This is a genomic window from Enterobacter sp. 302C9 (assembly GCF_034106085.1).
GTDB classification, from domain to species: domain Bacteria; phylum Pseudomonadota; class Gammaproteobacteria; order Enterobacterales; family Enterobacteriaceae; genus Enterobacter; species Enterobacter asburiae_B.
In genome coordinates this window covers 299,201-325,410 of sequence record NZ_JAWNBW010000005.1, presented here as the reverse complement: position 1 = coordinate 325,410, position 26,210 = coordinate 299,201, and the positions used below count along the sequence as shown (strand labels likewise).

General features: G+C 54.7%; 23 protein-coding genes. 8 read left to right on the top strand and 15 right to left on the bottom strand.

Annotation, left to right across the window (positions count from 1 at the left end; genetic code table 11):
• From skp to rpsB, 10 genes are all read right to left on the bottom strand, one after another.
• Window positions 1–495, bottom strand: coding sequence for a molecular chaperone Skp (skp, locus tag UR289_RS13005; protein ID WP_032644135.1), 495 nt, complete (start codon window positions 493–495; stop codon window positions 1–3).
• A 122-nt stretch (window positions 496–617) separates the two neighbouring features.
• The gene (gene bamA / locus UR289_RS13000; RefSeq protein WP_033144673.1) at window positions 618–3,035 is read right to left on the bottom strand and encodes an outer membrane protein assembly factor BamA; all 2,418 of its coding nucleotides are present in this window, start codon (window positions 3,033–3,035) and stop codon (window positions 618–620) included.
• Between the two features lie 29 nt (window positions 3,036–3,064).
• Window positions 3,065–4,417, bottom strand: a complete 1,353-nt coding sequence (gene rseP, locus UR289_RS12995; protein WP_023310458.1) for a sigma E protease regulator RseP — start codon at window positions 4,415–4,417, stop codon at window positions 3,065–3,067.
• Window positions 4,418–4,428: 11 nt separating this feature from the next.
• Entirely contained in the window at window positions 4,429–5,286 is an 858-nt protein-coding gene (gene cdsA, locus UR289_RS12990) for a phosphatidate cytidylyltransferase (protein WP_023310457.1), read from the bottom strand.
• Window positions 5,287–5,298: 12 nt separating this feature from the next.
• Window positions 5,299–6,057 carry a (2E,6E)-farnesyl-diphosphate-specific ditrans,polycis-undecaprenyl-diphosphate synthase gene (ispU, locus tag UR289_RS12985; RefSeq protein WP_024907522.1) on the bottom strand — a complete coding sequence of 253 codons (759 nt, stop codon included), beginning with the start codon at window positions 6,055–6,057 and terminating at the stop codon, window positions 5,299–5,301.
• A gap of 186 nt (window positions 6,058–6,243) precedes the next feature.
• Window positions 6,244–7,443 (bottom strand): 1-deoxy-D-xylulose-5-phosphate reductoisomerase, encoded by a 1,200-nt coding sequence (ispC, locus tag UR289_RS12980; protein ID WP_069303680.1) that lies wholly within the window; start codon window positions 7,441–7,443, stop codon window positions 6,244–6,246.
• A 95-nt stretch (window positions 7,444–7,538) separates the two neighbouring features.
• Complete coding sequence (gene frr / locus UR289_RS12975; RefSeq protein WP_003856180.1) at window positions 7,539–8,096, bottom strand: ribosome recycling factor; 558 nt, start codon at window positions 8,094–8,096, stop codon at window positions 7,539–7,541.
• 167 nt (window positions 8,097–8,263) lie between these two features.
• The gene (pyrH, locus tag UR289_RS12970) at window positions 8,264–8,989 is read right to left on the bottom strand and encodes a UMP kinase (protein ID WP_008501910.1); all 726 of its coding nucleotides are present in this window, start codon (window positions 8,987–8,989) and stop codon (window positions 8,264–8,266) included.
• Between the two features lie 150 nt (window positions 8,990–9,139).
• Entirely contained in the window at window positions 9,140–9,991 is an 852-nt protein-coding gene (tsf, locus tag UR289_RS12965; protein ID WP_014882627.1) for a translation elongation factor Ts, read from the bottom strand.
• Between the two features lie 117 nt (window positions 9,992–10,108).
• Window positions 10,109–10,834: a 30S ribosomal protein S2 gene (gene rpsB / locus UR289_RS12960; protein WP_003856207.1), complete on the bottom strand. Its 726-nt coding sequence runs from the start codon at window positions 10,832–10,834 to the stop codon at window positions 10,109–10,111.
• A 321-nt stretch (window positions 10,835–11,155) separates the two neighbouring features.
• On the opposite strand from rpsB, the gene map reads away from it, so the two are divergent.
• The 4 genes from map to UR289_RS12940 all read left to right on the top strand — a co-directional run bounded on the left by map (window position 11,156) and on the right by UR289_RS12940 (window position 16,044).
• Window positions 11,156–11,950 carry a type I methionyl aminopeptidase gene (gene map, locus UR289_RS12955; protein ID WP_320710353.1) on the top strand — a complete coding sequence of 265 codons (795 nt, stop codon included), beginning with the start codon at window positions 11,156–11,158 and terminating at the stop codon, window positions 11,948–11,950.
• A gap of 63 nt (window positions 11,951–12,013) precedes the next feature.
• A complete protein-coding gene (glnD, locus tag UR289_RS12950) occupies window positions 12,014–14,689 on the top strand; it encodes a bifunctional uridylyltransferase/uridylyl-removing protein GlnD (RefSeq protein ID WP_039260604.1) in 2,676 nt (891 codons plus the stop codon).
• A 32-nt stretch (window positions 14,690–14,721) separates the two neighbouring features.
• Complete coding sequence (dapD, locus tag UR289_RS12945; RefSeq protein WP_008501915.1) at window positions 14,722–15,546, top strand: 2,3,4,5-tetrahydropyridine-2,6-dicarboxylate N-succinyltransferase; 825 nt, start codon at window positions 14,722–14,724, stop codon at window positions 15,544–15,546.
• A 111-nt stretch (window positions 15,547–15,657) separates the two neighbouring features.
• The gene (locus UR289_RS12940; RefSeq protein WP_014168696.1) at window positions 15,658–16,044 is read left to right on the top strand and encodes a DUF3461 family protein; all 387 of its coding nucleotides are present in this window, start codon (window positions 15,658–15,660) and stop codon (window positions 16,042–16,044) included.
• A 94-nt stretch (window positions 16,045–16,138) separates the two neighbouring features.
• Here the strand turns inward: UR289_RS12940 and cdaR are convergent, their stop codons facing one another.
• From cdaR to dgt, 3 genes are all read right to left on the bottom strand, one after another.
• Window positions 16,139–17,296 (bottom strand): DNA-binding transcriptional regulator CdaR, encoded by a 1,158-nt coding sequence (gene cdaR, locus UR289_RS12935; protein WP_023310452.1) that lies wholly within the window; start codon window positions 17,294–17,296, stop codon window positions 16,139–16,141.
• Between the two features lie 146 nt (window positions 17,297–17,442).
• Window positions 17,443–18,879 (bottom strand): serine endoprotease DegP, encoded by a 1,437-nt coding sequence (gene degP / locus UR289_RS12930; RefSeq protein ID WP_024907518.1) that lies wholly within the window; start codon window positions 18,877–18,879, stop codon window positions 17,443–17,445.
• A 131-nt stretch (window positions 18,880–19,010) separates the two neighbouring features.
• The gene (gene dgt / locus UR289_RS12925; RefSeq protein ID WP_320710348.1) at window positions 19,011–20,525 is read right to left on the bottom strand and encodes a dGTPase; all 1,515 of its coding nucleotides are present in this window, start codon (window positions 20,523–20,525) and stop codon (window positions 19,011–19,013) included.
• An 82-nt stretch (window positions 20,526–20,607) separates the two neighbouring features.
• On the opposite strand from dgt, the gene mtnN reads away from it, so the two are divergent.
• Genes mtnN through UR289_RS12910 form a run of 3 tightly spaced genes read left to right on the top strand, consistent with a single transcriptional unit; the run spans window position 20,608 to window position 22,750 of the window.
• Complete coding sequence (gene mtnN, locus UR289_RS12920; protein WP_014882620.1) at window positions 20,608–21,306, top strand: 5'-methylthioadenosine/S-adenosylhomocysteine nucleosidase; 699 nt, start codon at window positions 20,608–20,610, stop codon at window positions 21,304–21,306.
• The gene (gene btuF, locus UR289_RS12915; RefSeq protein ID WP_320710346.1) at window positions 21,299–22,099 is read left to right on the top strand and encodes a vitamin B12 ABC transporter substrate-binding protein BtuF; all 801 of its coding nucleotides are present in this window, start codon (window positions 21,299–21,301) and stop codon (window positions 22,097–22,099) included. Before mtnN ends, btuF begins: the two co-directional genes overlap by 8 nt.
• Before the next feature lie 27 nt (window positions 22,100–22,126).
• Window positions 22,127–22,750: a TRIC cation channel family protein gene (locus tag UR289_RS12910; protein WP_023310447.1), complete on the top strand. Its 624-nt coding sequence runs from the start codon at window positions 22,127–22,129 to the stop codon at window positions 22,748–22,750.
• Between the two features lie 93 nt (window positions 22,751–22,843).
• Here the strand turns inward: UR289_RS12910 and erpA are convergent, their stop codons facing one another.
• Both erpA and clcA read right to left on the bottom strand, forming a co-directional pair.
• Window positions 22,844–23,191 carry an iron-sulfur cluster insertion protein ErpA gene (erpA, locus tag UR289_RS12905; protein ID WP_023310446.1) on the bottom strand — a complete coding sequence of 116 codons (348 nt, stop codon included), beginning with the start codon at window positions 23,189–23,191 and terminating at the stop codon, window positions 22,844–22,846.
• Between the two features lie 79 nt (window positions 23,192–23,270).
• Window positions 23,271–24,671 carry a H(+)/Cl(-) exchange transporter ClcA gene (gene clcA, locus UR289_RS12900; protein WP_039260615.1) on the bottom strand — a complete coding sequence of 467 codons (1,401 nt, stop codon included), beginning with the start codon at window positions 24,669–24,671 and terminating at the stop codon, window positions 23,271–23,273.
• 177 nt (window positions 24,672–24,848) lie between these two features.
• Between clcA and hemL the strand changes: the two genes are divergently transcribed.
• On the top strand, window positions 24,849–26,129 hold the full coding sequence (gene hemL, locus UR289_RS12895) for a glutamate-1-semialdehyde 2,1-aminomutase (protein ID WP_048974989.1): 1,281 nt from the start codon (window positions 24,849–24,851) through the stop codon (window positions 26,127–26,129).
• The last annotated feature ends 81 nt before the right edge of the window (window positions 26,130–26,210 follow it).

The window sequence follows — 26,210 nt, the reverse complement described above, 5'->3', positions numbered from 1 at the left end:
TTATTTAACCTGTTTCAGAACATCAGCAGTGATGTCTTTAACATCTTTGCTGTTATAAGCAACGGCGTTCGCATCTACAACCAGATCGATACTCTGATCGGCAGCCACTGCTTTAACAGCAGTCTGAATGCGAGTTACCAGCTTGCCGCGTTCTTCGTTAGAACGACGCTGACGATCCTGCTCGAAAGCCTGCGCTTTCTGGGAGAACGTCTGGCGCTGAGCCATTACGTCTTTTTCCAGCTTGCTGCGGTCGCTTGCTTTCATGGTAGAACCATCACGCTGCAGACGCTGCATTTTGGACTGAAGATCGTTTTCCATACCCTGCAGTTCGCTTGCACGGCCTTTGAATTCGTTTTCCAGAGTCGCAGAAACACCCGTTTTCTGTGCAACCTGCTGGAACAAATTACCCATGTTGACGATTGCAATTTTGTCTGCTGCCTGAGCAGAAGTTGCCATCGCTAAACCGAGACCTGCAGCTAATAACCACTTTTTCACAATTAACTCCTTACCATCCCATTGGCACCAGAAGGTACCGTTCTTTGCGTGGCAAGGCGACCGTGTTACCGATCGCCAGTTGTCAGCGCTACACTGCCAACGCATTCCTTTGCAGCGGATTATTACCAGGTTTTACCAATGTTAAACTGGAATTGCTCCGCTTTGTCTCCATCATATTTCTTAAACGGCTGGGCGTAGGAGAAGACCAACGGCCCCAGCGGTGACATCCATTGTAATGCGATACCGGCAGACATGCGAATATTGCTCGGATCGCTGTAGTCAGGAATGCCTTCTGCGCGCATCTGGGCAGTATTCTGCCAGTTGGTATCCCACACGGTACCGGCATCCCAGAAGAAGGACGTACGGACCGAGTTCGCGTATTTATCACTGATAAACGGCGTTGGCGTGATGAACTCCAGGCTGGCAACGGCCATGGCGTTACCGCCCACCGCGTCATTGGAGCTACAGACTTCTGACGAGGAAGACTTATCACAGTTATCTTTGTCGTTTCCGCCGTAGTAAACCGCTTTCGGACCAATGTTATTGGACTGGAAACCACGAACGGTGCTGGAGCCACCCGCATAGAAGTTTTCATAGAACGGCAGTTCTTTGCTACCCAGACCATCGCCATAGCCCCAACGGGTACGACCCAGAACCACCCACTTATGATCGTCATCGATCGGGAAGTAGGACGCGGTATCCAGCGTGACCTTATAGAACTCGTTATCGGAACCCGGCACGGTAACTTTACCGTTCAGGTTGACGCGAGAACCTTCCGTTGGGAAGTAACCACGGTCGAGACGGTTATAGGTCCAGCCGTAGTTAAAGGTGAAGTCATCCGCCGCGAAGCCATTGTCATTACCATTTTTACTGGTTGACTGGCCGATAGAGTCCAGATAACGCCACATCGCCACCTGCGGTTGCATGTTGGAGAGGTCGTTATGCACGTAACCCAAGCCCGCACGCAGGGTGTTGTATTCGTTAACCGGGAAGCCAAGCGTACCGTCGACACCGTAACTCTTGTTGGTGTAAGAAGACAGGTCCGCGTCATCTGCTTTAAAGTCGTTATAGAAGATACGACCGCCCAGGCTTACACCGTCAACGGTGAAGTATGGGTTAGTCACAGAGAACTCAGAGTAGGTCTGGTAGTCGTTTTTGGTGCCGTTAATACCGACAGAGTAACCCGTACCCAGCCAGTTATCCTGCTGTACGCCGACCTGGAAGCTGACGCCGCTTTCAGTACCGTAACCCACACCGAAGTTGAAGCTACCGGTGTTGCGCTCTTTCACTTTATAAACGACATCAACCTGATCCGGGCTGCCCGGTACGCGCTGGGTATCGGTATCCACCGTTTCAAAATAGCCCAGACGGTTCAGACGCTCTTTACCCTGATCAACGAGGTCGCTTCCCAACCATGCGCCTTCCATCTGACGCATTTCGCGACGCAGAACGGAATCTTTGGAGGTATCGTTACCGACGAAGCGGATCTTACGCACGTAGAAACGGTTGCCCGCATCAACATTCACGTGCAGCTTAACGGTTTTATCCGCGTCATTGATTTCCGGCTGAGTCTGTACGCGCGGATAGGCATAACCGTAGCGGCCGAGCAGCTTCTTAATGCTGTCTTCCATTTTGGTTACCTTGGAACCGCTATACAGATCGCCCGGCTGAATTTTGGTCAGCGATTCGATTTCAGCAGAATGCCCCGCCAGGTTACCACTCACTTCAACACCAGAAAGCTTGTACTGCTCGCCTTCAGTGATGTTAACCGTAATGTAGATACCTTTCTTGTCCGGAGTCAGACTGACCTGAGTCGAGTCGATGTTGAAACGCGCATAGCCACGATCGAGATAGTAGCTGCGCAGGGTTTCGAGGTCGCCCGCCAGTTTCTGTTTCTGGTATTTGCGATCGCCCACCACGTTCCACCATGGCACTTCATCGCGCAGCTGGAAGGTGGAGATCAGTTCGTCGGTGCTGAACGCGTGGTTGCCGACAATGTTGATCTGCTGGATCTTCGCAGAAACACCTTCCTGGAAGACCAGCTTCAGGTCAACACGGTTACGTGGCAGCGGAGTGACAACCGCTTTCACGCTGGCGCTGTATTTACCGACGCTGTAGTAGAAGTCTTCCAGACCTTTTTCAATGTCTGAAAGGGTTGTGCGGTCCAGGGACTCACCCACACGAACACCAGATGCTTCAAGGTTCTGCTTGAGCATGTCATCTTTCACCGACTTGTTACCGGAGAAAGTGATACTGGCGATCGTCGGACGTTCTTTTACCTGTACCAGCAGCGTATCACCATCGCGCAGGACGCGGACGTCCTCAAAGTTGCCGGTGGCAAACAGAGCACGGATGGTGTTACTGATATCATCATCATTAACCGTATCGCCGGGGCGTACAGGCATACTGAGGAGGGCCGCACCAACGGCGACACGCTGGAGGCCTTCGAAATGAATGTCTTTCACTACGAACCCGTCAGCACCGTATACGGTGGCGCTGCTAAACAGCAGCGACGCTATGAGCAACTTTTTCATCGCCATCGTTATTATGCGTTCTTCCTAACACTCTCTTACAACCGAGAGAAATCATTGAAAAGTGCAAGCCCCATTAACAGCACCAGCAAAATCGAGCCAATGCGATAACTAAAGTCTTGAACTCGCTCGGATACCGGTCCGCCTTTTAGCTTTTCAATCGCCAAAAACAGCAGATGACCCCCGTCTAAAACGGGAAGCGGGAACAGGTTGATTATCCCAAGGTTCACGCTAATGAGCGCGAGGAACATGAGATAGTAAATCACCCCGAATTCCGCTGACATCCCAGCCCCCTGAGCAATCGAAATTGGCCCACTGAGGTTGTTCAGTTTCACATCACCGGTTATCAATTTCCCCAACATGTTGACCGTCAGCTTCATCAGTTGCCATGTTTTATCCGTGGCTTCAAGGATGGCGCTGAACGGCCCATACTGGCGTATTGTCTTGTACTCATCTGGCAGCGGGATCACTTTTGGCACAACGCCTGCAAACCCTTCTGCCTTTTTGCCGACCGACTTCGTATCCGGGATCAGCGTCAGCGAAAGCGGACTGCCCTGCCTTTCAACTTCCAGCGCGAGAGACGTTCCCGGATTATCGCGCACCAGAGTAACAAAGGTCATCCACTCTGTTAATGGTTGACCATCGACTTTAACGATCCTGTCGCCCGCTTGCAAACCCGCTTTGCTCGCCGCCGAATTTGCCTGTACTTCGGCTAATACCGGCTCGATCTGCGCGCCGCGTGGACGAATGCCCAGCGCAGCGACGGGATCCTCTTTGTCTGGCTCGAAACGCCAGTGACGTAAATCGAGTACTTTGTCCTGACGCGTATCTGAACCAAACGGCGATACGCTGATGGTGGTCTGCGGATCGCCAATTTTGGCTACCAGCTGCAGTCGCACGGCATCCCAATCAGGGGTTTCGATGCCATCAATCGCTTTAAGTTCCATCCCGGATGTAATTTGCGCACTCGCCGCGATGGAATTGGGGGCAATTTCACCCACCACCGGACGTACGCCAGGGACGCCGATGATAAACACCAGCCAGTAAGCGAAAATCGCAAAGATGAAGTTGGCTACCGGTCCGGCAGCAATGATGGCGGCGCGTTGTCCAACGGTTTTATTGTTGAATGCGCTGTGTCGCAGCTCAGGAGCAACAGGCTCGACGCGTTCGTCGAGCATTTTGACGTAGCCGCCCAGCGGGATAAGGGCGATGACAAATTCCGTGCCGTGGCGGTCGGTGCGCGTCCAGAGTGATTTACCAAAACCGATGGAAAATCGCTCTACGCGCACGCCACAGCGGCGAGCAACCCAGAAATGGCCAAATTCATGCACGGTAATCAGTACACCCAGTGCAACAATGAACGCCGCCAGATTCCAGAGAATGCTCAGCATAAAACCTTCCGTTAAATCGTCCCGAATACCAGTAAAAGCAAACACGCAAACACTGGAACAGCCGCTGTCAGGCTATCAATGCGATCCAGTATACCGCCATGCCCTGGAATCAGGTGTCCGCTGTCCTTAATCCCTGCTTCACGCTTAAACATACTTTCGGTTAAATCACCGAGCACGGAGGCAAGCGCAGCAAAAATCGAGCACACCAGCAGTATTGACGGTGCCACTTCAAGATTCGCCCAGACGCCGTAGCCCCAGGAGATGATCGCTGCCGTAAACAGGCCGCCGATGAATCCTTGCCAGGTTTTGCCCGGAGAAACCTTCGGTGCCAGCTTATGTTTGCCAAACAGTTTACCAAACATATAGGCCCCGGAGTCAGCCCCCCAGACCAGAATCATCACATAAAGCAGCCAGATCGCACCGCTGTAGTGGTTTTCGTCGTAGTGCCAGGCTCGCAGCGCAACCATACCCCAGAAAAAAGGAATAATTGTGAGCAAGCCAAAAATCAGTCGCAGCACTTTTGAATTACGCCACAATGCCGCGGAACCCGGATAAAAAAGAACCAGCAACAGCGCGGCAACCCACCAGGCCAGCGATATCCACAAAGATCCGGCAACCAGGGGCTGATGAATATCATGGTGATATTCAGGCAACGTAAACAGCATTATGGCCAGGATAAAGCCACAAAGTACCGCAAGCCATACTCGCTGAGTGCGCGAGGTAAAGCCGCTAAACTGTCCCCATTCCCACGCGGCGAGCATGCACACCACCAGCGTGACAATAGCGAATCCCACCGGGGGCAGTAAAAACAGCGCCGCAATGACAATGGGTATTAATACAAAAGCGGAAATCAGGCGATACTTCAGCAAAAGCTACCCCCATCAGGCTTTGTCGCCACCAGGCTCGGTGCCGCCGAAACGACGCTCTCGATTGGCAAAGGCATGCAGCGCACCTTCAAAGTCTTGTTCATCAAAATCGGGCCAAAGAACATCCGTAAAGTAAAGTTCGGCATAGGCAATTTGCCATATCAAAAAGTTACTTATGCGATGTTCCCCCCCTGTCCTAATTACCAAATCCACAGGTGCCTGTTCATTCATGCAGATTTGCTTGCTCAGCGCCTCTTCATCAATTTGGTCGGGTCTCAACAGCCCTTCCTGAACCTGTTCGGCCAGATGCCGAACGCCCTGGATAATATCCCAGCGTCCGCCGTAATTCGCCGCAATATTCAGCGTCAAACCGGTATTATTTTCCGTCAGCGCTTCAGCTTTGCGAATCCGTTCCTGCAAACGTGAGTTAAAACGACTGGTATCGCCAATGATACGCAGGCGGACGTTGTGGCGGTGCAGGCTTTTTACTTCGCTGTCTAGCGCCCACACAAACAATTCCATCAACGCAGTCACTTCCTGCAGAGGTCGATTCCAGTTTTCACTGCTAAAAGCATAGAGCGTTAACGCATCAATGCCGTTGTTGGCGGCAAAAGAAACGGCGCGACGAACGGATTTCGCCCCCGCTTTATGCCCAAAGGCTCGTATCTTCCCTTGTCTTTTCGCCCAGCGGCCATTGCCATCCATAATGATTGCTACATGACGGCAGCCATGAGCTGGCAAATTTTCGCTTATTGGTTGATTCGCAGACAACATAACGCGTTTTTTGTCCCTGAAAAGGATTTAACGGTACTCAGGAATACTGAAGCCTATACATAAAAAAGCCGTGTCAAACCACGGCTCACCTGACCACATTAAGTCAAATACCTGCGATCAGGTGGCGCAGACTATATCACTGAAGCCCAACGCTAACAAATAGCACGACGACTAGTGCTTGCTTTATCACCAGCTTGCGAGACGTGTCACCTGTTGGCGCGCAATATTACGCGCAGCTGCATCCACCGCCAGCACCTCTTCCACGCTTTGTGGTTCGCGCAAATCCATCATCTCCAGTACCGATAAATTTAACGACGCGATATCGGTAAAACGAATTTGCTGATTCAGAAATGCCTCAACGGTAATTTCATTAGCTGCATTAAGTGCCGTCGTCGCCGCCTGCCCCTGGTCAAAAGCATTCATCGCAAGCTTCAGACAAGGATAGCGGTCGTAGTCTGGTTCACTGAACGTCAGGGAACTTAGCTTGCAGAAATCAAGCGGCTTCACGCCGGATTTCACTCGATTTGGCCACGCCATTGAATGGGCAATCGGCGTACGCATGTCCGGCTCGCCCAGCTGTGCCAGCACGCTGCCATCCTGATAACGCACCATCGAGTGAATCACCGATTGCGGGTGAATCAGTACTTCCATCTGTTTCGCTGACGCATTAAACAGCCAGCGCGCTTCAATGTATTCCAGACCTTTGTTCATCATGGTGGCAGAATCAACGGAGATTTTACGCCCCATCGACCAGTTCGGATGACGGCACGCCTGATCCGGTGTCATCGCACGCAGTTCAGACAGTGGCGTTTCACGGAACGGGCCACCAGACCCGGTAAGCAGAATAGACACCACGCCATTCTGCTCCAGGTCAGCGTACCCCAGGTTCTGTTGAAAAGGTTGCGGTAAACTCTGAAAAATCGCGTTGTGTTCGCTGTCGACCGGCAGAAGACGCGCGCCGCGCTGCTTCACCGCATCCATAAACAGGCGTCCACAGGTGACCAGCGACTCTTTATTGGCCAGCAAAACATCCTTACCGGCATCAATCGCAGCAAGCGTGGGCAGCAGCCCTGCCGCGCCGACAATGGCCGCCATGACCTGATCCACCTCATCCAGCGCCGCCATCTCGCAGGCCGCCTGCTGGCCGCTCAGCACCTCGGTTCGACTGCCCTTTTCACGCAGCTGTGCTTTCAGCAGACGCGCGCTCTCTTCGTCATCCATCACCGCATAGCGGGGCGCAAACTCCAGGCACTGTTCGACCATTCGCTGCACATTCTTACCGGCCACCAGCGCTGTCACGGTGTAAAGTTCAGGATTATGGCGAACGACGTCGAGAGTGCTGCAACCGATAGAGCCGGTTGAGCCGAGGAGTGTTAAATGCTTCATGAGATGCCCGAAAAAAGTTAGACCAGATAAAAGCAAAACGCCGCCAGCAAGACCCAAAGTCCTTCTGAACGGCGTTTATCAGTGTACGACAGAAATCAGAACTGCATCAGTTCCGCTTCTTTTTCTGCCAGCGCCGCATCAATTTTCTTGATGGCCGCGTCGGTCATTTTCTGAATGTCGTCCTGAGAACGACGATCGTCATCTTCGCTGATCTCTTTTTCTTTCAGCAGTGCTTTCACTTTATCGTTCGCGTCGCGACGGACGTTACGCACGGATACACGACCCTGCTCAGCTTCGCCACGAACCACTTTGATAAGATCTTTACGACGTTCTTCCGTCAGCGGAGGCAGTGGAACGCGGATGTCTGCGCCCGCAGAGCTTGGGTTCAGTCCGAGGTCAGAGGCCATAATCGCTTTCTCAACGGCCGGGCTCATAGAGCGGTCGAAGACGTTGATTTTCAGCGTACGGGTATCTTCAACCGTCACGCTCGCCAGCTGGCGCAGAGGGGTTGGCGTACCGTAATATTCTACGATGATGCCATCCAGCAGGCTTGGGGAAGCACGGCCAGTACGGATTTTGCTGATTTGGTTTTTGAACGCTTCTACGCATTTGTCCATGCGTACTTCAGCATCTTTTCTGATGTCGTTAATCACGTTACGAATCCTTGAAAACTTGTCTCAGGCAGACTATCCGCCAGCACAGCGCTACAGGTGTGCTAAGTATAGTCGCGTTTAATTCATGACAACGCCAAAGGCGCGTCCGGGTAAGATACCACTACAAAATAAAGCGGAATCTTACCTGTATTTATCGTCAACGGAAATTATTCCGTGATCAAAGTGCCTTCTTTTTCGCCCATGACCACGCGACGCAGTGCGCCAGGCTTGTTCATGTTGAAGACACGGATCGGCAGTTTGTGGTCGCGAGCCAGCGTGAAGGCGGCAAGATCCATCACTTTCAGCTCTTTATCCAGCACTTCGCTGTAGCTCAGCTGATCGTACATGGTGGCAGAAGGATCTTTTGCCGGGTCGGCAGTAAACACGCCGTCTACTTTGGTCGCTTTCAGTACCACATCGGCTTCGATCTCGATACCGCGCAGGCAGGCAGCGGAATCGGTCGTAAAGAACGGGTTACCCGTACCGGCGGAGAGGATCACCACGCGGTTATTGCGCAGCAGGCTGATGGCTTCTGCCCAGCTGTAATTATCGCAAACGCCATTCAGGGGAATCGCGGACATCAGGCGGGCATTCACATAGGCGCGATGCAGTGCATCACGCATTGCCAGGCCATTCATGACGGTTGCCAGCATACCCATGTGGTCGCCCACAACTCGGTTCATCCCCGCTTTCGCCAGACCAGCACCACGGAAAAGGTTGCCACCGCCAATGACCACGCCAACCTGGATACCCAGTTCGACCAGTTCTTTGATTTCCTGTGCCATGCGATCAAGGATGCTTGCGTCAATACCGAAGCCTTCCGATCCCTGCAGCGCTTCGCCACTCAGCTTAAGCAGAATGCGTTTGTACACGGGTTTTGCATTGGTAGCCATGTTTCTTTCCTGAGACTGTCAACGATTAAGATGGGGGTTAATTCTGGCGACATGATATGCCGCAAATCAGCACAGCGATACTGGAGCCTGTCTGATTTCCTGTGACGGGTGACAAAAAGAAGCCGCCCTCAGGCGGCTCCTTTTCAATCATTAAGACTGCTTGGACATTGCAGCAACTTCTGCTGCGAAGTCAGTCTCAACTTTCTCGATGCCTTCGCCCACTTCGAAGCGGATGAAGCCAGTTACGTCAGCGTTGTGCTCTTTCAGCAGCTGCGCAACAGACTTGCTTGGGTCCATTACGAATGGCTGGCCAGTCAGAGAAACTTCGCCGGTGAATTTCTTCATGCGGCCTTCAACCATTTTCTCTGCGATTTCTTTTGGCTTACCAGACTGCATCGCGATGTCCAGCTGAACCTGGTACTCTTTCTCTACCACTTCAGCAGACACGTCTTCTGGCTTAACGAATTCTGGTTTGCTTGCAGCGATGTGCATTGCCAGCTGTTTAACCAGCTCTTCGTCAGCGCCTTTAGCCGCAACCAGAACACCGATACGTGCACCGTGCTGATAAGAGCCCAGAACGTCGCCTTCCAGAGAAGATACGCGACGGATGTTGATGTTCTCACCGATTTTAGCAACCAGCGCAACACGTTCTTCTTCGAACTGTGCTTTCAGAACTTCAACGTCAGTGATTTTACCCGCAACAGCTGCGTCCAGAACTTTGTTAGCAAATGCCTGGAAACCACCATCTTTAGCAACGAAGTCAGTCTGGCAGTTAACTTCCAGAATGATGCCGTAGTTGCCGTCGATCTTAGTGATGATCACGCCGTCAGCAGCAACGTTGCCTGCTTTTTTAGCTGCTTTGATCGCACCGGATTTACGCATGTTTTCGATTGCCAGCTCGATGTCGCCGTTCGCTTCAGTCAGCGCTTTTTTGCAATCCATCATGCCTGCGCCAGTACGCTCGCGCAGCTCTTTTACCAGGGATGCGGTAATTTCAGCCATTCTTAAATCCTCGGGAGATGTGAACTGCCCGGCCGGGGGCCAAACAGTGTAAATTGAAAAAAGGGGCCGGTAATGGGCCCCTATTCATACACGGTACTAATAAGGGGTAAAACCTTATTATTCAGCTTCTACGAAGCTTTCTTCCGCCTGAGAAGCCAGATCCTGGGAACGGCCTTCACGAACGGTAGCAGCTACAGCGCTCAGGTACAGGCTAACAGCACGGATTGCGTCGTCGTTACCCGGGATAACGAAGTCAACACCGTCCGGATCGGAGTTGGTATCAACGATAGCGAATACCGGGATACCCAGGTTGTTAGCTTCTTTGATTGCGATGTGCTCGTGGTCTGCATCGATTACGAACAGCGCGTCTGGCAGGCCGCCCATATCTTTGATACCGCCCAGGCTGTTTTCCAGCTTGTCCAGTTCACGAGTGCGCATCAGCGCTTCTTTCTTAGTCAGCTTGTCGAAAGTACCGTCCTGAGACTGGGTTTCCAGATCTTTCAGGCGTTTGATGGACTGACGAACAGTTTTCCAGTTGGTCAGCATGCCGCCCAACCAGCGATGGTTCACGAAGAACTGGTCGCAGCTGTTAGCAGCATCTTTCACAGCTTCGCTTGCAGCGCGCTTAGTACCAACGAACAGAATCTTACCTTTACGGGAAGAGATCTTGTTCAGCTCAGCCAGGGCTTCGTTGAACATTGGTACAGTTTTCTCAAGGTTGATGATGTGAACTTTGTTACGCGCGCCGAAGATGAAAGGCTTCATTTTCGGGTTCCAGTAACGGGTCTGGTGACCAAAGTGAACACCAGCCTTGAGCATGTCGCGCATGGAAACAGTTGCCATGTTTAAAACCTCTATATTGAAAGTTGGGGTTATGCCTCCACGTATCCCATATTACCGACCCCGAAGGGCACCCCGGAATATGTGCCGATACGTGTGTGTTGTTACACAAAGTGAGATTTGTCGCTTCCGTCCAGCCTGTGTATCTGAGATGGATCGGAAGTCCGGCGCGCTTTATACCACAAAACACGACCAGAAACCAACAGTTGTTGGCGGAGTGTGCTGTTAATGATTCTCAATTTGGCACGGAGCGTGCCTGACTGATACCATTGACGACACTTAGACTAGTATTGTCGAAAAAATCGACACCGATGGACAGATTACATGGCTATCTCTATTAAGACACCTGAAGAAATTGAAAAGATGCGCGTCGCCGGTCGTCTGGCCGCGGAAGTGCTGGAAATGATCGAGCCGTTCGTGAAGCCGGGCGTCAGCACCGGTGAACTGGACCGTATCTGTAACGACTATATCGTGAACGAGCAGCACGCGGTTTCCGCCTGCCTCGGCTACCACGGTTTCCCGAAATCCGTCTGTATCTCTATTAATGAAGTGGTGTGCCACGGCATCCCGGACGATGAAAAACTGCTGAAAGATGGCGACATCGTCAACATCGACGTAACCGTCATTAAAGACGAGTACCACGGTGACACCTCAAAAATGTTCATCGTTGGCAAGCCGACTATTCTTGGCGAGCGTCTGTGCAAAGTGACGCAAGAGAGCCTCTACCTGGCGCTGAAAATGGTTAAACCGGGTATTCGCCTGCGTACCCTCGGTGCGGCAATCCAGAAGTTTGTGGAAGCAGAAAGTTTCTCCGTGGTGCGCGAGTACTGCGGTCACGGCATTGGTCGCGTCTTCCATGAAGAACCGCAGGTCCTGCACTATGATGCAGATGACGGCGGCGTGGTGCTGCAAAAAGGCATGACCTTTACCATTGAGCCGATGGTCAACGCGGGTGATTACCGCATCCGCACCATGAAAGACGGCTGGACGGTGAAAACCAAAGACAGAAGCTTGTCTGCGCAGTACGAGCATACTATTGTGGTAACAGACAACGGCTGCGAAATTATGACGTTGCGCAAGGATGACACCATCCCGGCGATACTGACGCACGATGAATGATAAAAAAGCCGGCAAATGCCGGCTTTTTTAATGGCTATAGCTTTTTCTTATGGGTGGCGCACGATGAGTAATCTTTTACCCGAACAGTATGCTAACACAGCACTTCCCACCCTCCCCGACCAGCCCGATAACCCGGGCGTCTGGCCGTCGCACGAGCTGACCTGCGCGCATATTAAAGCCCATATGGATGTTTTCCATCGCTGGCTGGGCAGCGCGTTTGACGCAGGCGTGTCGGCCGAGCAGCTCATTGAAGCGCGCACCGAATTTATCGACCAGCTGCTGCAGCGCCTGTGGATCGATTACGGGTTTGGGCAAATCAGTGATGTTGCGCTGGTTGCCGTCGGGGGCTATGGCCGCGGTGAGCTGCATCCGCTTTCCGATATCGATCTGCTGATCTTAAGCCGCAAAAAGCTGCCGGACGAACAGGCGCAAAAAATTGGCGAACTGCTGACGCTGCTCTGGGACGTAAAGCTGGAAGTCGGCCACAGCGTGCGTACCCTGGAAGAGTGTCTGCTGGAAGGGTTATCGGACCTGACCGTCGCCACCAACCTGATTGAAACCCGCCTGCTGATTGGTGACGTCGCCCTGTTCCTGGAGCTGCAAAAGCACATCTTCAGCGACGGCTTCTGGCCGTCAGAAAAGTTCTTCGCCGCGAAGGTCGAGGAGCAAAACCAGCGCCACCAGCGCTACCACGGCACCAGCTATAATCTTGAACCCGATATTAAAAGCAGCCCCGGCGGCCTGCGCGACATCCACACCCTGCAGTGGGTCGCCCGCCGCCATTTTGGTGCCACCTCGATGGACGAGATGGTCGGCTTCGGCTTTTTAACCGAGGCCGAGCGTAACGAGCTGAACGAGTGCCTGCACCTGCTGTGGCGCATCCGGTTTGCCCTGCATTTGGAAGTCACCCGCTACGATAACCGCCTGCTGTTTGACCGCCAGCTCAGCGTGGCTCAGCGTCTGAATTATCAGGGCGAAGGCAACGAGCCGGTTGAGCACATGATGAAGGATTTCTTCCGCGTCACCCGCCGGGTGACCGAACTGAACCAGATGCTGTTGCAGCTGTTCGACGAGGCCATTCTGGCCCTGACGGCGGACGAAAAACCGCGCCCGATTGATGACGAATTCCAGCTGCGCGGCACGCTTATCGATCTGCGCGACGAAACGCTGTTCATCCGCGAGCCGGAAGCGATTCTGCGGATGTTCTATACCATGGTGCGCAACAGCACCATCACCGGGATCTACTCCACCACTCTGCGCCATCTGCGCCATGCGCGCCGTCATCTGACGCAGCCGCTGTGCTATATCCCGGAAGCGCGTTCGCTGTTCCTGAGCATGCTCCGCCACCCGGGCGCCGTCAGCCGCGGCCTGCTGCCGATGCACCGCCACAGCGTGCTGTGGGCCTATATGCCGCAGTGGTCGCACATTGTCGGGCAAATGCAGTTCGATCTGTTCCACGCCTACACGGTGGATGAACACACGATCCGCGTGATGCTAAAGCTGGAAAGCTTTGCGAGAGAAGAGACGCGCTCCCGCCACCCGCTCTGCGTCGAACTGTGGCCGCGCCTGACCCATCCGGAACTGATCCTGATTGCCGCCCTGTTCCACGATATCGCCAAAGGTCGCGGCGGTGACCATTCGGTGCTGGGCGCGCAGGACGTGCTGAAATTTGCCGAACTGCACGGCCTGAACTCGCGTGAAACGCAGCTGGTGGCCTGGCTGGTGCGCCATCACCTGCTGATGTCGGTCACCGCGCAGCGTCGTGACATTCAGGATCCGGAAGTGATCAAGCAGTTCGCGGAAGAGGTTCAGACGGAAAATCGTCTGCGCTATCTGGTCTGCCTGACGGTGGCCGATATCTGCGCCACCAACGAGACCCTGTGGAACAGCTGGAAGCAGAGCCTGCTGCGCGAGCTGTACTTCGCCACCGAAAAACAGCTGCGTCGCGGGATGCAAAACACCCCGGACATGCGCGAGCGCGTGCGCCATCACCAGCTGCAGGCGCTCGCGCTGCTGCGGATGGATAACATTGATGAAGAGGCACTGCATCAGATTTGGGCCCGCTGCCGCGCCAACTATTTTGTCCGCCATAGCCCAAACCAGCTTGCGTGGCACGCGCGGCATCTGCTCAAGCACGATCTGTCCCAGCCGATGATCCTGCTGAGCCCGCAGGCCACCCGCGGCGGGACGGAGATTTTCATCTGGAGCCCGGACCGACCTTACCTGTTTGCTGCGGTCTGCGCCGAGCTGGACAGGCGTAACCTGAGCGTTCACGACGCGCAGATTTTCACCACCCGCGACGGCATGGCGATGGACACCTTTATCGTGCTTGAGCCGGACGGCAGCCCGCTCTCGTCGGACAGGCATGAAGGGATACGTTTTGGTCTGGAACAGGCGATTACCCAGCGCAGCTGGCAGCCCCCGCAGCCGCGTCGCCAGCCGGCGAAATTGCGCCACTTTACCGTCGATACCGAGGTCAATTTCCTGCCGACCCACACCGACCGTAAATCGTTCCTGGAGCTGATCGCGCTCGACCAGCCAGGGCTGCTTGCCCGCGTCGGCCAGGTTTTTGCCGATCTGGGAATTTCGCTCCATGGGGCCCGAATTACAACGATTGGCGAGCGAGTAGAAGATTTATTTATAATCGCGACAGCGGACCGGCGTGCCCTTAATAATGACCTGCAGCTTGAAGTGCAACAACGGTTGACAGCAGCCCTCAATCCAAACGATAAAGGGTGATATGTTTTTTAGTGAAATGGAAAGAGTAAACAATGCAGCAGTTACAGAACGTTATTGAGTCCGCTTTTGAGCGTCGCGCCGAGATTACCCCGGCAAATGTGGATACCGTGACCCGTGAAGCGGTAAACCAGGTGATTTCCCTTCTGGATTCCGGCGCGCTGCGCGTGGCAGAAAAAATCGACGGTCAGTGGGTCACTCATCAATGGCTGAAGAAAGCCGTGCTGCTCTCTTTCCGTATCAACGATAACCAGGTTATCGACGGAGCAGAAAGCCGCTACTTCGATAAAGTGCCAATGAAATTCGCTGACTACGACGAAGCGCGTTTCCAGAAGGAAGGCTTCCGTGTGGTACCGCCTGCGGCAGTGCGTCAGGGCGCATTCATCGCACGCAACACCGTGCTGATGCCATCCTACGTGAACATCGGTGCCTACGTTGACGAAGGCACCATGGTTGACACATGGGCGACCGTCGGTTCCTGCGCGCAGATCGGTAAAAACGTTCACCTGTCCGGCGGCGTGGGCATCGGTGGTGTTCTGGAGCCACTGCAGGCTAACCCGACCATCATCGAAGACAACTGCTTCATCGGCGCGCGCTCTGAAGTGGTTGAAGGCGTGATCGTTGAAGAAGGCTCCGTGATCTCCATGGGCGTTTACATCGGTCAGAGCACTCGTATTTACGACCGTGAAACCGGTGAAGTTCACTACGGTCGCGTTCCGGCGGGCTCCGTGGTGGTTTCCGGCAACCTGCCGTCAAAAGATGGCAAATACAGCCTGTACTGTGCGGTTATCGTGAAGAAAGTGGATGCGAAAACGCGCGGTAAAGTGGGCATCAACGAATTGCTGCGCACCATCGATTAATCGGGTATAACAAAAAGCGGGGGCAACCCCGCTTTTTTTATATCTGAGGGTGGCGAAAATAGATTTTTTCGTTAATTATTCAAAGGTTATGTTGAGATCAAGGGTACCGCTATGTACGATAATCTGAAAAGTCTGGGCATTACCAATCCTGATGAAATTGATCGTTACAGCCTCCGTCAGGAAGCCAATAACGATATTCTGAAAATCTATTTTCACAAGGACAAAGGAGAGTTTTTCGCCAAAAGCGTGAAGTTTAAATATCCACGCCAGCGTAAGACCGTTGTGGCTGACGGTGTAGGACAGGGCTACAAAGAAGTACAGGAAATCAGCCCTAACCTGCGCTATGTGATCGATGAACTCGATCAGATCTGCCAGCGCGACCGCACCGAAGTCGATCTTAAGCGTAAGATCCTTGACGATCTGCGTCACCTTGAAAGCGTTGTAACAAATAAGATCAGCGAGATTGAAGCGGATCTTGAGAAATTAACGCGGAAATAAAAGCAAAACGGCAATCCTTGATTGCCGTTTTTAGTGTTTGCGCCCTCTCCCCGTGGGAGAGGGATGGGGTGAGGGCACCAGACCGCATACAGCATCATCTCTGTTCGTCCAGCTGCAGCGCCACATACAGCAGCAGCCTGTCGTCAAAGTTTCCCAGATCCAGCCCCGTCAGCTCCGAAATCCGGTTTAACCGATACTCAAGCGTATTACGGTGAATAAACAGCGCCTTCGAGGTCGCCAGCGGCTGCACGTTATGGCGGAACCACGCCTGCAGCGTCCGGCGCAGCAGGCCGTTGTTGTCCATGGCTTTCAGACGCGCCAATGGCCGCGCCAGCTCATTGGCCTGCCAGCCCCCACGCAGGCTGTCGAGCAGCACCGGCAGCATCAGATCCTGATAGAAATAGCTGCGGCTCTCCGGCATCCGCTGCTTGCCCACCATCATGGTGGTGCGCGCGGTACGCCAGGAGCGGGCGATACTGCCCGGCCCGGTAAAGTAGTTGCCCAGCGCAACGCGAAAACGCAGCTGGCCGTTCTCCTCCATCCGGGAGATCAGCTGCTCCACGCGACGACGATGATCGTCGGCATCCCAGCGGCCGAACGCATTGAGCGCCGGTTTGAGGACCACCATTTCCGTCAGAGAAACGATCGCCACCAGGTTATCGCGCTCCGGCGTCGCCAGCGCATTTTGCAGCTGCTGCAGCTCTGCCATCGCGCTGTCCACGCCAAGCTGGCCGCTATCGACCTCAATGACCGCCACCACGCGCGGCTGATTTAAATCGATCCCCAGACGCTGCGCCCATTCGCTGAGCGCAGGCGTATGCTCTTCCGCCTGAATAAGGTTCATCACCAGCTCTTCACGCAGGCGGCTGTCCTGGGCAAGCAGGTGCATCAGGCGCGACTGCTCCAGCATCATCTCTGCCGTCATACAGACCAGCTCACCGTATTTTCGCAGTGACTCGGGCTCGCCGGTGAGGCCGATTACCCCCACAATTTCGCCTTCAAGACGCAGCGGTAAATTGATGCCCTGACGTACGCCGTGCAGGTGTTTCGCTACCGCATCGTCGATATCCACGACCCGCCCCTGAGAAAGCACCAGCAGCGCACCTTCGTGCAATTCCCCAATACGCTCGCGATCGCCGCTGCCAATAATGCGCCCGCGGGCATCCATTACGTTGATATTGGTATCAATAATGCGCATGGTGCGCGCCACGATATCCTGCGCCATTTTGGTATCAAGATGCCAGCCAGCCATGTAACCCTCCCGTGAGCAGAGCTCAAGCATAGGGAAGTTCAGCGACGGCTGCATTGTGCGAATGCACAAAGAGAGAGGGAGAAGTATGGAGTTGTGGCAAGAATCACAAAAACGAGAAAGCCCCTGCGAACAGGGGCTTCAGAGGATTACTGCATCAGCAGATAAAGAGAGGTATCACCACGCTGGATATTCAGCGCCAGCACGGAAGGCTTGCTGTCGAGAATTTTGCGCAGTTCAGCGATGTTTTTCACAGGCTGCTGGTTAGCACCCATGATCACATCGCCTTTTTTCAGGCCGATACGGGCTGCCGGTGAATTCGCTTTCACGTTGTTCACCACCACGCCTTTGTCTGCGCCTTTATTGCTCATCTCGGCACCTTCAATACCGCTGAAGATGGTGCTGGAATCCACCTGATTCTGGCTGCTCTGCTGCAGCTCCAGGCTCACGTTAACCGGCTTACCGTCGCGCAGCAGGCCGAGGGTCACTTTACTGCCAATCGGCATCGAGCCCACTTCGGCACGCAGGGCGGCAAAGCTGCTGATCGGTTTACCGTTCAGGGAGGTGATCACATCCCCCGCTTTAATGCCCGCTTTCGCCGCAGAAGAATTCGGCATCACCTGGCTGACGAATGCCCCGCGCTGAGCGTCAACTTTCATCGCCTTAGCCAGTTCGGAGTTCAGCTCCGTACCGAGGATACCCAGCTCGCCGCGTTTCACCTGGCCATACTGCACCATCTGCGCGGTCAGGTTTTTCACCATGTTACTCGGGATAGCAAAACCGATGCCGATGTTGCCGCCGTCCGGTGCCAGGATAGCGGTGTTGATACCGATCAGCTCACCGTTCAGGTTCACCAGCGCACCGCCGGAGTTACCGCGGTTGATCGCCGCATCCGTCTGGATGAAGTTTTCGTAGTTTTCCGCGTTCAGGCCGCTACGACCCAGCGCTGAGACGATACCGGATGTCACGGTTTCACCCAGACCGAACGGGTTACCGATCGCCACGGTATAGTCGCCCACGCGCAGCGCATCGGAGTCGGCAATTTTAATCGCCGTCAGGTTTTTCGGATCCTGAATCTGGATCAGCGCGATGTCGGAACGCGGGTCTTTACCCACCACTTTGGCATCGAACTTGCGGCCATCGCTCAGCTGAACCTTAATGCTGTTCGCGTTATCGACAACGTGGTTGTTAGTGACGACGTAGCCTTTCGCCGCATCAATAATTACCCCCGAGCCAAGCGCCATGAATTTCTGCTGCTGGCCGCCGCCCTGGCTGTCATCCCCGGCACCGCCGCCCTGACAGAACGGAGAGCTCTGGAATGGCGAACCGTCCTGGCAGAATGGCGAGTTGTCGCCGAAGAACTGCTGGAAGTTACGCGGCATACGCGGCGTATTGACGGTCGTGCTGCCCTCAACGTTAATACTCACCACCGATGGCATCACTTTTTCGAGCATCGGTGCCAGGCTTGGCATCTGCTGCGCGGTTGCTGCCGACGACGCGGTCTCGGCTGCAGTAGCAGTCAGAGGAGACAGCGCTAAACCTAAACTCAGAGCCAGTGCACTCATTGCTAATGTGGTTTTTTTCATGTTTCTCAATCTCGATTTACAGGTAACGCAAAATTGCTGTGTAACTCAGATTCGTTTTATACCGCTTAGTTCCGGCGATAAGTTTATGGAAAAGGTAAAAATTTATTGGCCGTCTTTACAAAACTCCGGAATTATTCCACCGCCATGAGCTTGCGGTATTCATCCCAGGCATACAAATCCGTCATGCCGCTGATATAGTCCTGGATAAGACGGCAGCGATAATAATATTCCATCACCGGCCATTGGGGAGAGTTGCGTTCCAGCTTGCCAATCGCTTCGACATACGCCAGACGATGCCGGGTAGAAAGTTTCTGATAAAGCCGCGATTCGATGGGTATTCTGCGCACGCGCTCGTGTTCCACCAGTTCGCTGAATTCATCGACCGACAGCTGAAGCAACGGGGAATAAATTTCCAGTAACCCACTGATTACCCGATAGCCCTGCAGTTCCAGCTGCTCGACATCCGGATGGCTGAATACATGCCGCATCGCCACATGTTTATAAAGCTCAAGGAGTTGACTGAAACTGCTGTCATCTTCCAGCAGCGCGTGGTTGAATTCCCCGCTGAAAATGAGCGGCAAATTATCAATAAAACGCGACGCCGCATACGGCACCAGTTTATTTAATGTATTGACCCGCAAATACATAAAGAACTGGTCTTCCGTACTGCGGCTTAATGTATTTGAGCGCGATTTTTCCCAGGCATTTTCGACAACCTGCGCAAACAGCGAACCTTTTTCATGGGTACCCCAGGACGCATAAAGATGTTGATAAAGCTCCTCGACGCTGAAGATTCTTTTCTCCACGGCATCTTCCAGATCGGCCACGCAATAGGAAATATCATCGGCGGCTTCCATAATCCACGTCAATGGAAAGCGGCCGTTTGGCGTCAATGAAAGTTCTTTACGTAACCGTTCAATATAGACCTCTTCGGAAAGGTAATAGCCCGGTTTTTTCATTAAATAGCTGTGGGACGCGGGCGTATCCCCCATCCACCACGCGGGACGCGTGTATTTCAGAATGCAGCCGACCTGTGCCCAGGTCAGGTTCATGCGCATCAGGGAATGAACCAGCCGGATCCCCTGCGCGTTGCCCTCGAAGTGACACAAATCCTGGCGCACTTTGCGGCGCAGATCGTTCAGCCCCTCTTCACCTTCACGCAGGCGTAAATCGCGTACGATGCAGCGATCATCGCTGAGGGGCTGGCTTACCGCATCCGAAGGATAAAGCCGCTGCTTAAACCAGTCATTGATAGCCGCCTCACCAAAGTGGCCGAAAGGCGGGTTGCCGATGTCATGCATCAGGCAGGCCATCTCAACGATGCTCTCGAAGGGCCCCGTCAGCTCGTCCAGACCATAGGTTTCCAGTAAACGCTGCTCTTTGAGACGGCTCAAAATCTCTTTGGCAATATAGCGCCCGACCTGCTGCACTTCCATCGAGTGGGTTAAGCGCGTGCGCACCGCGGCGTTACGCTCCAGCGGAAACACCTGAGTTTTTTGCTGCAGACGGCGGATGGCAGGCGAGTTAACGATCCGCCCGCGATCGCTTTCGAAGATACGCAGGATCTCATGTTCGCTCTTGTCGCCCTGCGGCGAACGGAAACGTCGGTGCCAGTTTATTTTGGTGCGAAAATCGATTGGTGACATGTGCTCCCCCGCGTGAGAATGCGTTTCCCCTTAACCGCATGATAGACTATGCATCTTAACAAGGCACATCGCGAGTAAATCTATGAAAATCGGCATTATTGGTGCAATGGAAGAAGAAGTTACGCTGCTGCGTGACAAAATTGAGAACCGTCAGACCCTCTCTCTGGGAGGTTGTGAGATCTACACCGGCCAGCTGAACGGTGTTGACGTGGCTCTGCTGAAATCAGGCATCGGTAAAGTGGCTGCTGCGCTGGGTGCAACCCTGCTGCTTGAGCGCTGCAAGCCGGACGTGATCGTGAATACCGGCTCTGCGGGCGGCCTGGCGCCGACGCTGAAAGTGGGCGATATCGTTGTTTCCGACGAAGCGCGTTACCACGATGCCGACGTCACCGCGTTCGGTTACGAGTACGGCCAGCTCCCGGGCTGCCCTGCTGGTTTTAAAGCTGACGACAAACTGATTGCGGCGGCAGAGACCTGCATCGCAGAACTCAACCTCAACGCGGTGCGCGGTCTGATTGTCAGCGGTGATGCCTTCATCAACGGCTCCGTTGGGCTGGCGAAAATCCGTCATAACTTCCCTCAGGCGGTTGCCGTTGAGATGGAAGCGACCGCGATCGCTCACGTTTGCCATAACTTCAGCGTACCGTTCGTGGTGGTTCGCGCCATCTCTGACGTGGCAGACCAGCAGTCCCACATCAGCTTCGACGAGTTCCTGACCGTTGCGGCAAAACAGTCCACCGTGATGGTGGAGCGCCTGGTGCAGAATCTGGCACGTGGCTAAACATACCGTCAGGGCGCTGGCCGCCCTGCTTCTTCTCGCACCGCTGTGGCTCTATGCGTTACCGCGCGTGATTACTCTCTCTCCCGCAAATACGGAACTGGCGTTTGCCGCCGGGATCACGCCCGTTGGCGTGAGTAGCTTTTCGGATTACCCACCGCAAGCCGCGGGTATTGAACAGGTGGCAACCTGGCAGGGGATGAACCTTGAGCGCATCGTGGCGCTTAAACCGGATCTCGTGCTGGCCTGGCGCGGCGGCAACGCCGAGCGGCAGGTCAACCAGCTCACCTCGCTTGGCATAAAGGTCATGTGGATTGATGCCGTCAGCATTGAGCAGGTCGCTCAGGCGCTACGCGCCCTGGCACCCTACAGCCCTACGCCCAAAAAAGCTGAGGCTGCGGCGAAACAGATGCTGAGCGACTATGCCGCGCTGAAATCCCGATACGATACCCCTGTTAAAAAACGCATCTTCCTGCAGTTTGGCAGCCATCCGCTGTTCACCACCGGAAAAGGGTCGATTCAGAACCAGGTGCTGGAAGTCTGTGGCGGTGAAAATATCTTTGCTGCCAGCCGGGTGCCGTGGCCTCAGGTGAGCCGCGAACAGGTGCTGGCGCGCCAGCCGCAGGCCATCGTCGTGGTCGGAAATGCGAGCGAGATTCCTAAAATTGAACAATTCTGGCAAAAGCAGCTAAAAATTCCGGTGATCCCGCTCAACAGCGACTGGTTTGAACGCGCCAGCCCGCGTATTATCCTCGCCGCAAAACAGCTCTGTGCCGCGCTGGCAGAGAGTCACTAACATAAGACCCTTTTCGAGGATTTAACGATGCTCGTTTATTGGCTGGATATTCTTGGCACAGCCGTTTTTGCTATCTCCGGCGTTCTGCTCGCCGGAAAACTACGCATGGATCCGTTTGGCGTGCTGGTGCTGGGCGTCGTGACCGCCGTCGGCGGCGGGACTATCCGCGATATGGCGCTGGCAAATGGCCCGGTGTTTTGGGTGAAAGATCCTACCGATCTGGTGGTCGCGATGGTCACCTGCCTGTTGACCATTGTGCTGGTTCGCCAGCCCCGCCGCTTACCCAAGTGGATATTGCCGGTACTGGATGCCGTGGGTCTGGCCGTGTTTGTCGGTATTGGCGTCAACAAGGCGTTTAATGCCGGTACCGGTCCGATGGTGGCAATCTGCATGGGCGTATTAACCGGCGTGGGCGGTGGGATCATACGCGACATTTTGGCGCGTGAAGTGCCGATGATCCTGCGTACTGAAATTTACGCAACGGCCTGCATTGTGGGCGGGATTGTTCACGCTACCGCGTACTATACCTTCGCCCTCCCGCTGGAAAATGCCGCGATGCTGGGGATGGTCGTGACGCTGGTGATACGCTTAGCGGCGATACGCTGGCACCTGAAGCTGCCGACGTTTGCGCTGGATGATAATGGCAGGTAAAAGCAAAACGGTAACCGCAAGGTTACCGTTTTTAGTCTTTTCTCCCTCTCCCTGTGAGAGAGGGACGGAGTAACGGCATCAGCCCGCACTCTCTTAGATGCTGAACGAAGATCCACATCCGCAGGTGCTTGTCGCATTCGGGTTCGTGACCACAAAGCGCGAACCTTCCAGACCCTCGGTGTAATCCACCGAACCACCCACCAGATATTGCAGGCTCATCGGGTCAACCACCAGCGCGACGCCCTGTTTCTCGATAGTCATATCGCCATCGTTAACCTGATCGTCAAAGGTAAAACCATACTGGAAGCCGCTGCAGCCGCCACCGGTAATATAAACACGCAGTTTCAGATCCGGATTGTCTTCGTCGGCAATCAGGACTTTCACTTTGTTGGCTGCTGCTTCGGTAAATTCGAGCGGTACAGCTACTACGTCATCACTCATCTTATGCTCCCATGAATACTGCCATTGGGTAAAATTCACCCAATTCTTTGTCTCATTATCTAATACCCTGGTAATTCATTCAAGTATTCTGCGTGGCGGCCCGTTCAGCCTCTTGTTTCGCCAGGGTACGCGCGAGGATGGTGGAGTATAGCGGTTTTCCACCCAGGAACTGGGCTAATAGTGTCGCGCCGAGACAGGTAATGATCATTGGCAAAATGAGCTGGTAATTGTCCGTCATCTCCAGCACCAGCACGATCCCGGTCAAGGGCGCGCGCAGGGACGCGGCCAGCAGCGCCCCCATTCCGGCCACCGCAAAGGTCCCAGCTTCAAGATGATAGGCGGGAAAGCCCACTTCAGCCGCCATACCAAACGCGGTGCCGAGCAGCGTACCCAGCGCCAGCATCGGGGCAAAAATCCCCCCGGGCGCGCCGGAAGAGAAGCACAGTACCGTCGTGATAACCCGGGAGATAAACATAAACAGCAGCAGACCCACGCTGAAATTCCCTGCCGCCGCAATGGGAATCAGCCCGAACCCGCCGCCTGCGGCATTCGGCTCGATAAACCCGAGTACGCCACACATTCCACCCAGCAGACCGCCCATCAGCACCCATTTCGTGGTGTTCCCGCCGTGAATGCGCTGGAACATATCCTGAGCGCGCAGGATAAAGGTGTTAAACAGCGGCCCCACCACGCCAAAAATCATGCCGAGGATCAGGTAAAGCCACAGGGTGTTGACCGGCGCGTTGGTCAGTTTACCCACCTCAATGACCGCGCCCTCGCCATTAAAGATGCGAAACACGATGCTCGACATAATGACGCCGGTGAATACCGCTTTAATTGAGATCAGGTTGTAGCGGAACTGCGCGCGCATCTCTTCGATAATGAACAAAATGCCTGCCAGCGGCGCGTTAAACGCGGCGGAAAGCCCCGCCGCCGCGCCGGTTGCCAGCAGCGTATGGCGCGCTTCGGCGCTTCGCATCCGAAACAGATCGCCCACCATGCGGCCGACGTTCCCCCCCAGCTGTACCGTGGGTCCTTCCCGTCCAAGCACCATTCCCGCACCCAGAGTCCCCATGCCGCCGATGAACTTAACCGGAATCACCCGCCACCAGCGCACCGGACGCAGCTCCTCAAGCGCGCCTTCAATTTCCGGGATCCCCGATCCCCCCGCTTCCGGCGCGAATTTACGCACCAGAAAATACCCCACCATGGCAAACAGCGCGGACAGCCCGAATGCCCACACCCAGACCAGCCATTCGCTGTCGGCGAAACCGGCCACGGTGCCCACTCGCCAGTTGAGTACGGCATTAACCGCTTTTTCAAACGCTACGCCAACCAGGCCCGCGAGAGTGCCCACCACGGCAGCGGCCAGCAGGATCGCCAGCGGCGTTTTATCGCGATTGAGCAGCCGCCGAATGCTGATTCGGTGCTGGGCGCGCGTAAACTGTTGTTCTTCAAAAGACGGAGAATCTGATTTCATGTCCTGTTCTTATTTGTCACACAAAAAGCCGCGAGGATTTTACCAGAGACGGCCCTACCGTCTCCTGAAAATTACTTAACAAATCTTAAAGCATTGCCCGGCTAAAAATTTCATAACCTTCCCCGAATCACATAGAATAGTGGGCTTAACCATTTTATTCGAACCAGGAACGACGCCATGAGCAAGTCTGAAAACCTCTACAGTGCAGCCCGCGAGCTTATTCCGGGTGGCGTGAACTCACCTGTGCGCGCCTTCACCGGCGTGGGCGGTACGCCGCTGTTTATCGAACGTGCTGACGGCGCGTATCTGTATGATGTCGATGGCAAAGCCTATATCGATTATGTGGGTTCCTGGGGGCCGATGGTGCTGGGGCACAACCATCCGGCCATTCGTAACGCGGTAATTGAAGCCGCCCAGCGCGGCCTGAGCTTCGGTGCGCCAACCGAAATGGAAGTGAAAATGGCGGAGCTGGTGACCGAACTGGTGCCTACCATGGACATGGTGCGTATGGTGAACTCCGGTACCGAAGCGACCATGAGCGCCATCCGCCTGGCGCGCGGTTTTACCGGTCGCGATAAAATCATCAAGTTTGAAGGCTGTTACCACGGCCATGCGGACTGCCTGCTGGTGAAGGCCGGTTCCGGCGCGCTGACGCTCGGCCAGCCGAACTCCCCGGGCGTACCGGCAGATTTCGCGAAGCACACCCTGACCTGCACCTACAACGATCTTGCTACCGTTCGCGCGGCGTTCGAGCAGTATCCGCAGGAGATCGCCTGCATCATCGTTGAGCCGGTTGCCGGCAACATGAACTGTATCCCACCGCAGCCTGACTTCCTGCCGGGCCTGCGTGCCCTGTGCGACGAGTTCGGCGCGCTGCTGATCATCGATGAAGTCATGACCGGCTTCCGCGTGGCGCTGGCGGGTGCCCAGTCTTACTACGACGTCGTGCCGGACCTGACCTGCCTCGGCAAAATCATCGGCGGCGGCATGCCGGTCGGCGCATTCGGTGGACGCAAAGACGTGATGGAAGCCCTGGCGCCAACCGGCCCGGTTTACCAGGCGGGCACGCTTTCCGGTAACCCTATCGCCATGGCGGCGGGCTTTGCCTGCCTGACCGAAGTGGCTCAGCCGGGTATTCACGAAACCCTGACCGACCTGACCTCGCAGCTGGCAAACGGTCTGCTGGAAGCGGCAGAAGAAGCGGGTATTCCGCTGGTGGTAAACCACGTGGGCGGCATGTTCGGGATTTTCTTCACCGATGCGAAAACCGTGACCTGCTATCAGGACGTGGTGAAGTGCGACGTTGAACGCTTCAAGCGCTTCTTCCACCTGATGCTGGAAGAAGGCGTGTACCTGGCGCCGTCCGCGTTCGAAGCGGGCTTTATGTCCGTGGCGCACAGCGAAGATGATATCAACAACACCATCGACGCGGCGCGCAAGGTGTTTGCGAAGCTCTAAGGGCATTGCCGGGTGGCGCTAAAGCTTACCCGGCCTACGATGTTCTCCCTCTCCCCGTGGGAGAGGGTCGGGGTGAGGGCA